Origin of the sequence: Micromonospora halotolerans, from assembly GCF_032108445.1 — a bacterium.
Taxonomy (GTDB): domain Bacteria; phylum Actinomycetota; class Actinomycetes; order Mycobacteriales; family Micromonosporaceae; genus Micromonospora; species Micromonospora halotolerans.
Window position 1 is genome coordinate 4,839,070 of sequence record NZ_CP134876.1, and the last position, 14,106, is coordinate 4,853,175.

At 69.1% G+C, this 14,106-nt stretch carries 12 protein-coding genes and 2 pseudogenes; 8 read left to right on the plus strand and 6 right to left on the minus strand.

The annotated features are described in order from the left end of the window. Window positions 1-65: 65 nt before the first annotated feature. The gene (locus tag RMN56_RS22830) at window positions 66-1,259 is read left to right on the plus strand and encodes a hypothetical protein (RefSeq protein ID WP_313719556.1); all 1,194 of its coding nucleotides are present in this window, start codon (window positions 66-68) and stop codon (window positions 1,257-1,259) included. Next, complete coding sequence (locus RMN56_RS22835) at window positions 1,256-4,093, plus strand: right-handed parallel beta-helix repeat-containing protein (RefSeq protein ID WP_313719557.1); 2,838 nt, start codon at window positions 1,256-1,258, stop codon at window positions 4,091-4,093. Before RMN56_RS22830 ends, RMN56_RS22835 begins: the two co-directional genes overlap by 4 nt. A 1,253-nt stretch (window positions 4,094-5,346) precedes the next feature. Here the strand turns inward: RMN56_RS22835 and RMN56_RS22840 are convergent. Continuing rightward, entirely contained in the window at window positions 5,347-6,774 is a 1,428-nt protein-coding gene (locus tag RMN56_RS22840; protein WP_313719558.1) for a DEAD/DEAH box helicase, read from the minus strand. Between the two features lie 975 nt (window positions 6,775-7,749). After that, window positions 7,750-8,628, minus strand: a complete 879-nt coding sequence (locus tag RMN56_RS22845; protein WP_313719559.1) for a TetR/AcrR family transcriptional regulator — start codon at window positions 8,626-8,628, stop codon at window positions 7,750-7,752. Between the two features lie 51 nt (window positions 8,629-8,679). Between RMN56_RS22845 and RMN56_RS22850 the strand changes: the two genes are divergently transcribed. The 3 genes and pseudogenes from RMN56_RS22850 to RMN56_RS32745 all read left to right on the plus strand — a co-directional run. After that, complete coding sequence (locus RMN56_RS22850) at window positions 8,680-9,222, plus strand: carboxymuconolactone decarboxylase family protein (protein ID WP_313719560.1); 543 nt, start codon at window positions 8,680-8,682, stop codon at window positions 9,220-9,222. A gap of 39 nt (window positions 9,223-9,261) precedes the next feature. Beyond that, complete coding sequence (locus RMN56_RS22855) at window positions 9,262-9,915, plus strand: nitroreductase family protein (protein ID WP_313719561.1); 654 nt, start codon at window positions 9,262-9,264, stop codon at window positions 9,913-9,915. Window positions 9,916-10,120: 205 nt separating this feature from the next. Continuing rightward, window positions 10,121-10,306, plus strand: a pseudogene (locus tag RMN56_RS32745) (MmcQ/YjbR family DNA-binding protein); the annotation flags it as partial. A 95-nt stretch (window positions 10,307-10,401) separates the two neighbouring features. On the opposite strand, the gene RMN56_RS22860 reads toward RMN56_RS32745, so the two are convergent. Together RMN56_RS22860 and RMN56_RS22865 are read right to left on the minus strand one after the other, a co-directional pair. Next, window positions 10,402-10,680 carry a hypothetical protein gene (locus RMN56_RS22860; protein WP_313719562.1) on the minus strand — a complete coding sequence of 93 codons (279 nt, stop codon included), beginning with the start codon at window positions 10,678-10,680 and terminating at the stop codon, window positions 10,402-10,404. Between the two features lie 8 nt (window positions 10,681-10,688). Then, entirely contained in the window at window positions 10,689-11,060 is a 372-nt protein-coding gene (locus tag RMN56_RS22865; RefSeq protein ID WP_313719563.1) for an ArsR/SmtB family transcription factor, read from the minus strand. A gap of 151 nt (window positions 11,061-11,211) precedes the next feature. On the opposite strand from RMN56_RS22865, the pseudogene RMN56_RS32750 reads away from it, so the two are divergent. From RMN56_RS32750 to RMN56_RS22875, 3 genes and pseudogenes are all read left to right on the plus strand, one after another. Continuing rightward, window positions 11,212-11,349 (plus strand): annotated as a pseudogene (locus RMN56_RS32750) (FAD-binding protein); the annotation flags it as partial. Window positions 11,350-11,435: 86 nt separating this feature from the next. Beyond that, window positions 11,436-11,702, plus strand: a complete 267-nt coding sequence (locus tag RMN56_RS22870) for an NAD(P)-binding domain-containing protein (protein WP_313719564.1) — start codon at window positions 11,436-11,438, stop codon at window positions 11,700-11,702. A gap of 83 nt (window positions 11,703-11,785) precedes the next feature. Next, the gene (locus tag RMN56_RS22875) at window positions 11,786-12,283 is read left to right on the plus strand and encodes a hypothetical protein (RefSeq protein ID WP_313719565.1); all 498 of its coding nucleotides are present in this window, start codon (window positions 11,786-11,788) and stop codon (window positions 12,281-12,283) included. A gap of 145 nt (window positions 12,284-12,428) precedes the next feature. Here the strand turns inward: RMN56_RS22875 and RMN56_RS22880 are convergent, their stop codons facing one another. Then, a complete protein-coding gene (locus RMN56_RS22880; protein ID WP_313719566.1) occupies window positions 12,429-12,836 on the minus strand; it encodes an arsenate reductase ArsC in 408 nt (135 codons plus the stop codon). Between the two features lie 99 nt (window positions 12,837-12,935). Continuing rightward, window positions 12,936-14,021 (minus strand): ACR3 family arsenite efflux transporter, encoded by a 1,086-nt coding sequence (gene arsB / locus RMN56_RS22885; RefSeq protein WP_313719567.1) that lies wholly within the window; start codon window positions 14,019-14,021, stop codon window positions 12,936-12,938. Window positions 14,022-14,106 lie beyond the last annotated feature (85 nt).

A 14,106-nucleotide genomic window follows, 5' to 3' on the forward strand; every position in this document is an offset into this window, starting at 1 on the left:
CTTGATCTGGCAGGGATCGGGTTTACGACTGCCTCGGGTGGCCGGGGGCTCCTACGCTGAAATTTGTGGAAGATGTCGATGACGCCCGCGAGTTCGTTGAGCAGCGGATGCGCGCCACGGGGTTCGAGGAGGACATCCTCGACAAGGTCATGGATCTGCTGGAACGCTTCGACACCAATCGGGAGAAGCTGTTCGAGGAGATGCTATCCAAGCTGGAGCAACCGGGCTATGACGGCCTGACCGACCGGTGGGAGACCAACTGCGAGCAGGCCGAGGCGCTGATGGAGCGCCTCGAATCGGACATCCGGTCAGTGCTGGAGGACAGCCAGGCCAACGCCATGTCCGTCGACGAACGGTGGACCGCGGTCGGCCCGCGTGACTTCCTCGCCGGGGAGCGCAAGATCTGGGCGCAGGTCGCCCGGCTCGACGTCCCCGAGGTCGCCACGCTGATGAGCAAGGTCCTGGAGGCCGACCTCGCGCTCATCAAGAAGTGCGAGGAGGACCTCAAGAACGCGCGCAGCAACGACGCGATCGTCGAGCAGCTGCTCCTCAAGAACTTCGGCTCCATCCAGGACACGGTCAAGAGCCTGCTCGTCAAATACCTCCCGACCTCGGGCGTCCGCCTGATCGTCCTCTTCATGAAGGACCCGTCGTCCAAGGAAGTCGCCAACGAGGCGATCAAGAACTTCGAGAAGCTCACCGCGGAGAACCTCATGGCGGCCAAGCAGAAGCGTGCCGCGAAGCAGACGGTGGTCGACAACATCAAGCTGCTGACCGCGGCCCGCGAACAGCTCGACGAGGACTGGATCGACAAGCTCTTCGCCCGCGGCGCCGAGGCGGCGGGGAACTGGCGCGGCATCGGCGCGTCCGGCGACTACCGGGCCACCGACTGGGACTGGATGAAGGAGAACGTCCTCGACCGGGGGCTCGACACGCGGGCCGAGGCGGCCAAGGAGCAGTCCAGCAAGCTCTACGACGAGCTCTTCCCCACGCTCGTGGAGGAGAGCACCAACGCCTTCGCCCAGCTGACCGATGATCCGGACACGCTGGCGAAGTTCAACGAGGAGCTGGAGAAGGCCTCGGAATCCCTGGAGTCGCTGCTGGCGACCGAGGAGGAATACGTCAAGGACCTGGCCGAGGGACCCTACAAGCAGACGGGCCTCGCCGCATTCGCACAGGTCATAGACGCGGTCAAGGTGGGCTTCAAGCTGCTCGCGGACAAGACGGAGGAAGCCGACGACGAGGTGAAGAAGTCATGACCGACCTCTTCGTCGCGGCGGGCGGCCCGGTCGGCGACGGCACCCGGGCCCGGCCGTTCCACGACCCGTGGCTCGCCCTGCGGCAGGCTGCGCCCGGCGACCGCATCCACATCGCAGCGGGCACCTATACCGGGCGCGGCGAGCGCTCCTCGTGGGTCGTCGACACCCCCGAGCTGACCGTGCTCGGCGGATATAGCCCCGACTTCGCCCGCCGTACCCCCTGGCAGACACCGACGGTCTTCGCGGCAAAGGCCGGCCTGCGCGTCCCGAACGAGCCGAACATGCTCCAGGGCATCGGCGGCCACGACGGCCTCGTCCTGGACGGGCTGTTCTTCGACGGGGCCGGGCGCGACGACTACGACGAGCAGGGCGGCCTGCAGCGCGCCTCCTACGGGGACGGCCCGCTGGTGAGCCTGCGCGGCGAGCGCATCACCGTCCGCGACTGCGGCTTCGCCAACGGCAGCTCCGGCGCCGTCGAGCTTGGCGGCGACTCCGCGGTCTTCGAGAACAACATCGTCGTCAACTGCGTCGGCCTCAGCCTGCTCACCGTCCGCGACGGCGCCCCCGAGGCCCCGGCCGCGGTCAGCCGCAACACCTTCGCCTTCGCCCACGACGACTCCGACCCGCCGCGCGGCTCCGGCGCCGACCGGGCCGTCGGCATACGGGTCAACGGCGCTGCCGCGATCGCCGACAACGTGTTCGTCGGCTGCGGCAACGCGGCCATCGCCTGCCTGCGCGACGTCGGGCAGATCGCCGTCGACCGCAACCTGTTCTTCGCCACACCGCGCGACATCGTGCGCAGCCGGGTGTCGGGCGCGGAGGCCGAGCTCACCGAGGAGTACGCCGCGGAGCTCGAAGACGTCGGCCTGCGCTCGGCGGCCGGCAACACCGTCGGCGACCCGCAGCTGACCGGGCTCCCGGCGGCGTGGCTCGACGTGTACACGGTGGACACCGCCGCCACGTACGAGCGCCCGCCGACCGCCGCCCTCAACGCGCTGCGGAAATCGGTCGGCCTCGGCGAGCTGCCGTCCACATCGGATTGTGTTGTTCAGCGGCCCGTCATGCGCCGGCTCGCCCCGGCCGAGGTGCTCGCCCTCGCGGTCGGCGCGGCGCCGGGCGCGCACCCCGCCGACCTGGCCGCGCCGGAGCCGTTCACCGAGCTCCCGGCCGGTCCGGCGTACCAGGCCGTCGACTGGGCGCGGCTCTACGAGGCCGACCCGGCGCTCGCCGGAACCCCGGTGCAGGTGCGGGCCGGGGTCGGCTTCGACCAGAACACGCAGATCCTCCCCGAGCTCGCGGAGACGCACATCGGCGTCGCCGTCTACGAGCCCGGCACCGACAACACCCCGTGGTGGGCGCTCGCCCCGCGCTACGGCCTCGTCCACCACCAGACTGAGGAGGCCGTACGGTATTCGCGCGGCCTCGACGTCGAGTCCACGTACCTGCTCCGCGGCACGTACCGCCTCACGCCGCCCGGCGGGCGTCAGAGCGCCACCATCGTCCTCGACTCCCTCGCGCCCGTGCTCGACATCACGGCCCCCGAGCCGCCCCGGCCGGCCGGGCGCGACTGGTTCGTGCGGGCCGGATCCTCCGGCGGGGACGGCAGCCGCGAGGCGCCGTTCCGCGACCCGTTCCAGGCCCTCGAAAAGGCCGCCGAGGGCGACCGCATCCTCGTCGCCGCGGGTGAGTACACGGGCCGCCTGCGGTCGGGCACGTGGCGCATCCCCGTACGCAACCTGACGCTGCTAGGCGGGTGGGACGCCGAGTTCGCCGCGCGCGACCCCTGGCGCCACCCCGTGCGCTTCGTGCTCACCCCGGAGACCAAGGCGAAGGGCATCTTCGGCGACCCGGTGCTCACCGGCGAGGACTCAGGGGAGGGCCTCATCCTCGACGGGTTCATGTTCGACGGGGCGACCTACAATGCGTACGCCGACAGCGGCGCCCTCAACACGGACCATTCCCAATCGGCGGCGCTGCTCGACCTGCGCGGCGGCAGCGGCGGCATCACCGTGCGCAACTGCGTCTTCGCCAACGCGGCGTACTGCGCCGTGCAGCTCAGCGCGGCGTACGGGACGTTCGAGAACAACGTGGTCGTCAATACGAGCGGCACCGCCGTCCGTATCCAGGCACCCGGCGCGGGCCCCTGGACCGTCCGCGGCAACACGGTCCTGTTCGCCGCCGACCCCACCGGCCGGGCCTCGACCGGGCAGTCCACGACCGGCTGCCTGCTGGACATCTCCGGCCGGGGCGTCATGCGGGTCGAGGCCAACGTGCTCGCCTTCGCCGACAGCATCGCCGTCCGCGCGACCGTGCCCGACCAGAACCTGCTGCTCGACGGGAACGTGCTCGCCGCCAACCTGTACGCCGACCTCCACGACGGCCGCCACGTGCTCGTCGACGCCGAGAACCGCGACCGGGTGTTCCGCGACGCCCCGTTCGGCGCTCAGGCCGGCACCCGGTTCGAGCTGCCGGCGGTGCCGGTCGACGCCGCGTACGCCCACCAGGCCGTCGGCCGCCTCTCGGCGCTGGCCGCCGCGATGCCGAAGGACGGGCTCAACGCCGCCGCGGCGGCGCTCGGCGTCTCGATCACAGCGCCGAAGACGGAGGCACCCGTCGAGGCGGCGCCCCCGGAGCCGAAGAAGGAGCCGTCGGTCGCCGACCTGCTCGCGGACCTCGGCCGGGCCCGCGAGGCGTTCGAGGCGAAGGACGCGTCCCCGCCGGCCACAGACACTCCGCTGTACTGCCCGGTCTACCCGGTCGAGGCGGCGCTGAGGCTGGCCCTCGACGCCCCGCCAGGCGAGCCCGGCGCCCACGCCGCCGTGATCAGCCACTAGATCAACTGGATCGACGTCGACAGCGTCAGACCCGGTTGGGTTTTGGTTTGTGTTGCCCCTCGGACACCAGTGCGAACGATACGGGATTTGGGCCGCTGACCTGGCAGAACTCAGGTTAGCGGCCTTGATCGTTTCTGGGGCTGTATTCCGCCAGGGACCACGAGCCCTGAACCGTGCCGTCCGCCGCAGCGGCCAACGCGATCTTGTGTCCGGCGAGCGATCCGGTTGCGGTCGCGGTTGCCGTACGTGTCGCGCTGGAAATCCAGGTCAGGACCTGTCAGGGATGAGCCCCTTCCGCCACACGCGGCCGCGCGCCGGTACGCGGGCAGCAACTTGCGAGCCTGTACGACGCGCTGGCAGCGACCGCGGCGGGATGACTACTCGGGCCGACGCCGGCGGCCCGAAGGATCTGCCGGACTCTCTCGCGGGTGTAGCCGGTGACCCGGACGATGTCGACTTGCCGCATGCCGCGGCGCGCTTCCTCGACGATCGCGGCGGCAAGTTGGTCGCGGGCCTCGCCGATGAGCGGGTACGCCGGCCTGCTGGTCGTCGCCTCGCTGGACGACCTGCCGGAGATCGAAGTCGCCGGCGCCCCCGCTCCCCGATTCCGCGGCAGCGCACATCCCCCGACGTTGTGCCACCCGACGTCATGCCGCCGAGCCAACGAAGGTGACCGCTGCCATGTCGATGAGGCGCACGCCCGCAGGCGTTCGCGCCCGGCGTCGCCTAGAGCGACAGTCCTGCTGCTACCGCTGGCACGAGTCTTAGCGCGCCACCGCAGAGCCCACGTACTTGCCAAGCCGGGCGAGGAACCCGCCGAGAACAGTATGGTCACCGATGCCGGTAACCAGCAATGTCACCAGCGCCACGCCGAGCGAACCTAGCGCAACCCATAGCGCGGCACGGCCGATCTTGAATGGTCGACCGATGCTCCGAGTGAAGCGACCGTGGAGAGAATATCCCGGTAATCGCGGTCAGCCGTGGTCAGCTGCTCGAACTTTTTGCCCTGGCGTTCACGTAGGTCATCGCGGCGGCCGGTGCGGCCACCCGTGCGTGGCCGAGGGTCAGCAGCGTGGGCCGGTTGGTTGCTCGGCGGGCCCGCTGGGCGTCGTGGGCCGGTGGGCACGGGTATGTCTCGCCGGTGGGCGCTGGGATCGGGCGTGGCAGTGGGGTCAGCGGCCGGGCGGGCCGAAACCAGCCGGCGAACCATGTGGCCGTGGTGGCAGCCGGGGGGCTACCAAACCCGGGGCGGTTCAGCGCTGACCGCGCCGGCTACCAACCCGCGTGCCGGATGAGAACGCCGCCGCGCCCCGTGGTGCGGACGTGGTTCCCGCGGCACTCGCCCGACGACTTTCCGAGCCTCTCCCGCGCGCTGCGCTGGCGGTCGATCCGCCGGTCGCTGTGCGCGGATCCGGGCGCCGCGTGGCGCTGTGGCCTCGTCCGTGATGCGGCGCCGTCGTCGCTACGGGAGGCGTCACGAAACGGCGCTCGCCTGGGGCGAGTTCGGTGAGCAGCGGGTCACCAGGCCCGAGCCGGGTGATCGTCGGGTTGATGCCGGCCTGGCGGGTCAGATCGCGCACGTCGGTGACCTGGTCGTCGGTCATCAGGGTGACGACGGTGCCGCTCGCTCCGGCACGCGCGGTCCGCCCGGAGCGATGCAGGTATGCCTTGTGCTCGGCGGGCGGGTCGGCGTGGATCACGAGAGCCACATCGTCGACGTGGATACCGCGCGCGGCGATGTCGGTCGCAACGAGTGTGCGGGCGTCGCCGGCGGAGAACGCCGCCAGATTGCGGGTACGGGCGTTTTGCGCCAGGTTGCCGTGCAGCTCCACGGCGGGTACGCCCGAGGCGACCAGTTGACTGGTCAGCTTCTTGGCGCCCCGCTTGGTGCGTGTGAATACGAGCGTGCGCCCTGGGGCGGCCGTCAGGTCGATCAGGACGGGGAGCCGGTCATCATGACGCACCCGGAGCACGTGGTGGGTCATCGCGGCGACCGGGGACATCGCCGAGTCGACGCTGTGGGTGACTGGGTTGGAGAGGTACCGCCGCACGAGGACGTCGACGCCCGCGTCGAGCGTCGCCGAGAACAGCAGCCGCTGGGAGCGCGGCGGTGTCTTGTCGAGGAGTCGCCGTACGACCGGCAGGAAGCCCAGGTCGGCCATGTGGTCCGCCTCGTCGAGCACCGTGACCTCGACGGCGTCGAGGATCGCGTGGCCGGTCGACACGTGGTCGGCGAGCCGGCCGGGACAGGCGATGAGGATATCGACCCCGGCACGCAGTGCACCGACCTGTGGCCGCGCGCTCACCCCACCGAAAATCGTCAGGGTCCGCAGCGACAGCGCGGTGGCCAGCGGTGCGATCGTCGCTTCGATCTGGGTCGCCAGCTCGCGGGTGGGCGCCAGGATGAGCGAGCGCGGGCGGCCGGGCAGCCGCGGAGACGTGGCGGCCGAGAGCCGGGCGAGGACCGGGAGAGCGAAGGCGTATGTCTTGCCCGATCCCGTCCTGCCACGACCCAGCACGTCGCGTCCGGCGAGCGAATCCGGGAGCGTCGCGGCCTGGATCGGGAATGGCGTGCTGATGCCCGCCTGCTCGAGCGCGGCGACCAGACGGCCGGGCACGCCGAGGTCGGCGAAGGAGGTGGTTGTGACAAGGGGTGTCTTGCTGGGGCGGCGTGCCGCCATGGGAGTCTCCGAACGTGGAAGGGGTCGCTCTGCACGGCGCTGACCGATTGGTCGCGGCGCGTGGTGGTCGACATCAGATGCAGGCTGTGGTCGGAACCGGCGGACTGGTTGATCAATCTACCCGCACCCCGGCCCAAGCCGTACCACGATGGCTTTTTGGGTTGGGTTCGGCGGGCCGAGCGAAACGGATCCCAACGTCCCGGGGAGCGGCGGATCCGCCCCGCTCATTTTCCGCACCCGGCTTGCATGTATGAGCGGGTGAGTCGCGCGTAGGCGCGCAAACTTGGAGCAGCTGTTGACTGATGTAACCGCGCATGACTCGAACTTGTTCCGTGAAGCACCGGGAGCGGATACCCCTTCCGACCGCACACCCGCCGCCGACGTAAAGTTCGGCTGCCATGACCCGCCTGCGCATCCCGTTCCGCGTCGAGGGCGACGCCGACCGGAAGCCGACGAGCGCGCCCATCGCCGCTCGTTAGGCATCACGACGCCACGGAGCCCAGCCGGTAAGGGCTACCACCCGTGTCGGTTCGACGCGTCGCAGGTAGCGACGTCCTGTGCAGGTGGACCAGCACGTCTCCGCGGGCGGACCACCGGATGGGGTGGCGGCGGTGGAACCGCCGCTCGGCCTTGCCCGCATACACCGTCGCGTCGGCCATCGCGATCAACGGGTCCCCGTCGAGGGTGCCGCCGCGAACCGCGATCGCCGCACCCATCGTGCTAGGTGCCGCCCTTCTGCAAGATCCTTGATCTAGGCAATCCAGATCATTCCAGGTAGGGACGCCACCTCCTTTACGTCAGGGTCGGCAATCAGCCATCACGCCATCGGGCCCATGAATTCGTGAGGCTGGATGTCGGCGAGCCGTCTCATTCTGCTAACAGAGCGGACGCCCTTTCGCTCGCCCGACATGGTCGTCTTACGAGTTCGCCAGAGCTACTTCCGCGCTCCGAAACCCGAGGCTCGGATGCGCCGCGTCAGCCTATGTGCTGGTCGTCAGACGTCACGAACGTCCGCAGATGGTCAACCGCCGCAGAGGGCGCGTCCTGCAGGGGGCCGATGTCCCGGGCGACCTGAGCGAGGAGCATGCCGCCTTGATACGCCGCGAGGAACATGTCGGCGAGCCGCGCGGGGTCGGCGGACGCGTCGATGCAACCGAGTTGCCGCATGCGATCGAGCCCGACGCGGAAGATCTCGCGCCACTGCGCGAACACCTCCGCGAGCCGGTCGTGCACGTCGAGATCGGTCTTGACGACCTCGCTCGCGAGCGAGCCGAGGCTGCAGCTGTCCTCGAACGGACGCCCCGAGAGGACGTAGAAGGCCGCCCAGTCCTGGAACGCCTCGACGGTGTCGAAGCTGGCAAACCGTTCGCTGCGATGGAAGCCGAGGACGCTGTCGGCCTGCCAGTCAATGACCGCCAGGACGGGGCTCTCCTTGGTGGGGAAGTAGTGACTCAGCTGCGATCCGCTCACGCCTGCAGCGCGGCGGACGAGCTCGTTGTTGGTTGCGTGGACCCCTTTGTCGTAGATCAACGCCGCCGCGTGCTCCAGTATTCGCTCGCGCGTGGGCTGGCCCTTGGGAGTGAGCTTCTGGGCTGCTTTCCGCCCCGTTGTCCACCTGCATGTAATCGACGTTACACAAACTGGGCTTGGAAACCCATTTTCGATCGTGTTCACTCGAGCGGGTGGACCAAATAGTCCAGTAACGTCATGCGGGGGCCGTGTGCGGCAGTGTTTGCTCGCGCGTGGCCTGGCCCTTGGGAGTGAGCTTCTGGGCTGCCTCCGCCTCGTTGCTTCCCTGCATGTAATCAACGTTACACAAACTGGGCTTGGAAACCCACTTTTGATGGTGTTCATTCAAGCGAGTGGACTAAATAGTCCACTAGGATCACCCGGAGGTTCATCACCATGTCTCGCCTGACCGCTCCCGCGCGCGCCGACATCGACGCGAAGACGCAGGGCGTCCTCGACGCCATCGCGAAGCAGTTCGGCTTCGCGCCCAGCATGTTCACCACGCTCGCCGCGAACCCGACCGTGCTCGAGATCGTGATGGGCCTGCAGGGCAGCATCGCGAAGCTCCTGGACGCGAAGACGCGCCACACGATCGCCCTCGCGGTCTCTCAGTCGAACGGCTGCCACTACTGCCAGGCACTCCACGGTTTCATCTCGTCAAACCTCGGCGGTATGTCGGCGGAGGAGATTGAGCTCGCCCGCATGGGCACGTCGAGCGACCCGAAGCGCGCCGCCGCCGCGAAGTTCGCGCAGCACGTGATCGAGACGCGTGGCCAGGTCAGCGACGAGGACCTCGCAGCGATCCGCGAGGTCGGGTATATCGACCCGGAGATCCAGGCGATCGTCACGATCGTGGTCGTCACCCTGCTCACGAACTACCTCAACAACGTCAGCGACACCGTCGTCGACGTCCCCGGCGCCGACCACCGGTCGGCCTGACTTTCCTCTCCACCCGCCGTTCAAACGAAGGAAAGCACGATGTTGGATCTCGACAAGCTGATCACGAAGCACCTCACCCGCTACTTCGACCCGAGCAAGAGGATCCCGGAGGAGACGTTCCAGCAGCTGCTGCGTTACCTGCGCACCTCGCCGACGACGATCAACATCCAGCCGAACCGTTTCCACGTGCTGGAGACGCAGGATGGCAAGGACAAGCTCGCGGACGCGCTGGTCGGCCGCTTCGCAGACAACGCGGAGAAGGTGCGCAACGCGTCGCACGCCATCGTCTTCACGACGCGCAAGGACATCCCCGACACGCACCTGCAGGAGATCTTCGAGAAGGAGCGCGCCGACGGGCGCTTCGCCGACCCGGAGATCCAGAAGGGATGGGAGGCGGGCGCCTCCAACTTCGTGGAGATCCAGACGGAGAACTATGGCGGGAACGTGCTCCACTGGCTTGAGAAGAACACCTACCTCGTCGTCGGCGCCACGATGATGGCCGCCGCATCCCTCGGGGTGGACGCGACGCCGATGGAGGGCTTCGACCGCAAGACCGTGGACGCGGCCTTCGAATTGACCGACACGGACTACACGACCACGCTGCTTCTGGTGCTCGGCTACCCCGACGAGGCTCGGGTCTCCCGCCAGCCGGTCTCGCGGTTCGACGCGGAGAAGATCTTCACGCACATGTGACGGACGGGGCGGACATCGGACCGCGGTGCCGGCCCCGTTCACTTCGACTCGGTTGCCCGGCGTCCGCACCTCCTCGACGGACTCCGGGCATTCGACCCCCCAAGGACCTCGAGGAGGTCAAAATGCAGATTGATAAGGCAGCGCAGGATCGAGCCGCGGCCCGCGCCGCCGAGCTTCCCGGCTCCGAGCACACACACACCAGTTCACCGGCGACTGGGAGGTATGGAAAGTCGGCGGCAAGGTGTTCATGCTGCAGACGTCCATGCCCGGCGAGCCCGTCGTGATCCTGAAAGCGGATCCAACCGACGCGGAGGCGCTCAGCGCAGCTCACGCGACCATCTCGCCCGGCTACCACATGAACAGCCGCTCTACTCCTTCAAGACGGCAGTGAGGATTCGGATCAGGGCCCGACGCGTCACCCGTTCGATGTCATCTACCACAGCTGACAGGTCGGTTGTTGGCTGGCCGGTTGAGCAGGCGCAGCGCCTAGACTTGTGTGAGCTTCAAGGTCTTAGCGATCGTCATCGGCGGTGGGGCATTGGTTCTTGTCGCACCTCGGACACCAACGAAATCCCAACGGTGCGTGGCAAGATCTTCACTTGCCCGCACCGTTTGTGTTTCCGGGGCACAGGTCAGGTTCAGCCCGAGGCCGCGGTAGACCTCCAGCTCGTGTTCCGGCTCGGCGTCCCGCAGGGCGCCCACGAGGTCGCCGACTTCTTCGACGATGGCGGATGGTTCGGCAGGGTTGGCCGCCAGCGCCTTCACCGTGGTGCTCAGCGGGTCTTCTTGGTCGCCCGCTTGCGGGGTGGCGTCAACAGCTCGGCGATCGCCGCGATCGCGGACGGCACCAGGCGGTAATAGGCCCAGACTCCACGCTTTTCGCGCTCGAGCAGACCGGCCTCGGTGAGGATCCGCAGGTGATGACTGACGGTCGGCTGGGAGAGGCCGAGCGGCGCGGTGAGGTCACTGACGGATGCCTCGCCCTCGGGAGCGGACTGGATCAGGCTGAGCAGTCGCAGCCGGGCCGGGTCGGCGACGGCCTTCAGCACTCCCGCGAGCCGTTCGGCATCGGCACGCTTGATCGGCTCACCGGCAAGCGGCGAGACAGCAGGGGCAGCGGTTCTCGGGGTTCCCACGTCATGCATCGTTGCACCAACACCATCAACAGGCTGGCGGAACCCGCTACCAGGCCACCGACGGTCCGCAGGTAGGCATCGTCAAGTGCCGGCCACGGCCGTGCCCGGGCGGGGGTGTGGGCGTCGGCCCGCGTGTCGGCATCTTCAGCCGCTCGGCATGATGATCTACGGGCGGAGGGGGTGCCGGAGCGTGTCCGGATCGTGTGACGTGGTGGTCGTAGGAGGCGGGCAGGCGGGTTTGGCGGCGGGCTACCACCTGCGCCGAGCCGGTCTGGATTACGTCATCCTCGACGACCAGCCGCAGCCGGGTGGCGCGTGGCGGCATGGCTGGAACTCGTTGCGGTTGTTCTCCCCGGCGGAGTACAGCCCGCTGCCGGGGTGGGGATGCCTCGGCAGGAGGGCGAGGAGTTCCCGACCGCCGGGCATGTCGTGGACTACCTACGGGCCTACGAGCAGCGGTACGACCTGCGGGTGCGCCGGCCGGTCCGGGTCCATGAGGTACGGCGAGCCGGGGAGCGCCTGGCGGTGGAGACCGACGACGGGAGCTGGCTTGCCCGGTACGTCATCTCCGCCACCGGTACGTGGGAGTGCCCGTACGTGCCCGACATCCCGGGCCGTGCGGAGTTCGGCGGCCGGCAGCTGCACCGGTGAACTACACCTCGCCGGAGCAGTTCCGGGGGCAGCGGGTCGTGATCGTCGGTGGAGGTAACTCCGCGGCGCAGATCCTGGCGGAGGTGTCCCGGGTCGCCGAGGCGGCCTGGGTCACCTTGCGCCCGGCGCGGTTCATGCCGGACGACGTCGACGGTCGGGTGCTGTTCGGTGTGGCCACCCGCAAGGCCGCCGGTGGTGCCGGTGGCGGTGTCAGCGACCTTGGCGACATCGTGATGGTGCCCAGCGTCCGCGAGGCGCGGGACCGCGGAGTCCTGCACTCCCGTCCGATGTTCGCGCGGCTGACCGACCGTGGCGTGCGGTGGGCCGACGGCGCCGAGCAGACCTGTGACGGCATCATCTGGTGTACGGGTTTCCAGCCCAACCTCACCCACCTCGCGCCGCTGCTGCCCGGATGGCGGCAAGGAAAGGCGGCCACCGACGGCACCCGATCGGTGGACGAGCCTCGCCTCTACCTCCTTGGTTACGGCGATTGGACGGGGCCGGCGTCAGCCACGCTGGTGGGTGCCGGCCGGACCGCGAGAGCGACGGTCGCCGACATCGCCTCCCGCCTGGGCGGATGACCGCGCCGGGCGGAGCCGGTGGCGAGGATGACCGTACGCGCCTGGTGAGCGTGCGCTGGCGAGCCTGCTCGCCGACCCGAGCGGTCTCAATGGGGCTGGGGTGAGCTCGTCGCGGGTGACGTCGTCGGTGATGAACTGGGCGGTGTCAGTCGGTCGGACGAAGCTCGGCCAGGAGCTTCTCCACCCGGGTACGGATCTCGTCGCGGATCGGCCGGACGGCGTCCACGCCCTTGCCGGCGGGGTCTTCGAGCTTCCAGTCCTCGTAGCGTTTGCCGGGGAAGACGGGGCAGGCGTCGCCGCAGCCCATGGTGACGATGACGTCCGAGGACTCCGCGGTGGCGTAGTCGAGGAGCTTGGGGGTCTGGTTGGTGATGTCGATGCCCACCTCCCGCATGGCCTCGACGGCGGCCGGGTTGACGGTCTCGGCGGGGGCGGAGCCGGCCGAGCGAACTTCGACGGTGTCGCCCGCGAGCTGGCGCAGCCAGCCGGCGGCCAGCTGGGAGCGGCCGGCGTTGTGAACGCAGACGAACAGGACGCTGGGCTTGTCACTCATGACGTACTCCATGGCTGACGATCAGGTGGTTGCGGCAGACCGCGGCGCCGCAGTGGATGCGGATACCGATGACGGCTTCGGACCCGCAGTCGAGGCGCCTCACGGCCGGGGTGTCGGGGTGGTGAACAGACGGCGGCGGGCCCACAGCGACACGTAGACCAGGCCGACGAGAACGGGGACCTCGATGAGCGGGCCGACGACGCCGGCGAGGGCTTGGCCGGAGGCGATTCCGAACGTGCCGATCGCGACCGCGATGGCCAGTTCGAAGTTGTTGCCCGCCGCGGTGAACGCCAGGGTGGTGGTGCGTTCGTAGTTCAGGCCGATGGCCCGGCCGAGCAGGTAGGAGCCGGCCCACATGAGGGCGAAGTAGGCCAGCAGCGGCAGAGCGATGCGGGCCACGTCGACGGGTCGATCGGTGATGGCCTCGCCCTGCAGGGCGAACAGGATGACGATGGTGAACAGCAGCCCGTACAGGGCGACGGGCCCGATCCGGGGCAGGAACCGCTGCTCGTACCAGTCGCGGCCCTTGGCCCGCTCGCCGAGGCGGCGGGAGAGGTAGCCGGCGAGCAGCGGGATGCCGAGGAAGACGAGAACGTTGCGGGCGATGTCCCAGCCGGAGACCTCCAGAGCGGCGCCGTCCAGACCCAGCCAGCCCGGCAGCACCGACAGGTAGAACCAGCCGAGCAGGCCGAAGGCGAGCACCTGGAACACCGAGTTGAGGGCGACGAGAACGGCGGCGGCCTCCCGATCGCCGCAGGCGAGGTCGTTCCAGATGATGACCATGGCGATGCAGCGGGCCAGGCCGACGATGATCAGGCCGGTGCGATATTCCGGCTGGTCGGCCAGGAAGACCCAGGCCAGGGCGAACATGACGGCGGGGCCGACGATCCAGTTGAGGACCAGCGACGAGACCAGCAGACGCCGGTCGCTGGTGACGGTGTCGAGGCGGTCGTAGCGGACCTTGGCCAGCACCGGATACATCATGATCAGCAGGCCGAGGGCGATGGGCAGGGAGATGCCGCCGATCTTGACGGCGTCCAGGGCGGCGTCCAGCCCGGGAATGATGCGGCCGAGCAGCAGCCCAGCGACCATGGCCAGTCCGATCCACACCGGCAGGAACCGGTCGAGGCGCGACAGACGTGCCACCACCGGTTCGGCATGGTCGGCTCTGGTGGCGGTGCTCATGGACACTCCCGTGGGTTGTCGGTGCTGGCTCGTGCGCGTCGAGCGAGGTCACCCAGGTCGTGGGCGGCTTCCTCAAGTGCTCGGG

What these genes read in the sequence shown, in the direction of transcription:
- RMN56_RS22835 (WP_313719557.1), top strand. Translation starts at nt 1,256, where the DNA reads ATGACCGACCTCTTCGTCGCGGCGGGCGGCCCGGTCGGCGACGGCACC.
- RMN56_RS22840 (WP_313719558.1), bottom strand. Translation starts at nt 6,774, where the DNA reads ATGGCGGCACGCCGCCCCAGCAAGACACCCCTTGTCACAACCACCTCC.
- RMN56_RS22845 (WP_313719559.1), bottom strand. Translation starts at nt 8,628, where the DNA reads ATGAACACCATCAAAAGTGGGTTTCCAAGCCCAGTTTGTGTAACGTTG.
- RMN56_RS22850 (WP_313719560.1), top strand. Translation starts at nt 8,680, where the DNA reads ATGTCTCGCCTGACCGCTCCCGCGCGCGCCGACATCGACGCGAAGACG.
- RMN56_RS22855 (WP_313719561.1), top strand. Translation starts at nt 9,262, where the DNA reads ATGTTGGATCTCGACAAGCTGATCACGAAGCACCTCACCCGCTACTTC.
- RMN56_RS22865 (WP_313719563.1), bottom strand. Translation starts at nt 11,060, where the DNA reads ATGCATGACGTGGGAACCCCGAGAACCGCTGCCCCTGCTGTCTCGCCG.
- RMN56_RS22870 (WP_313719564.1), top strand. Translation starts at nt 11,436, where the DNA reads ATGCCTCGGCAGGAGGGCGAGGAGTTCCCGACCGCCGGGCATGTCGTG.
- RMN56_RS22880 (WP_313719566.1), bottom strand. Translation starts at nt 12,836, where the DNA reads ATGAGTGACAAGCCCAGCGTCCTGTTCGTCTGCGTTCACAACGCCGGC.
- arsB (WP_313719567.1), bottom strand. Translation starts at nt 14,021, where the DNA reads ATGAGCACCGCCACCAGAGCCGACCATGCCGAACCGGTGGTGGCACGT.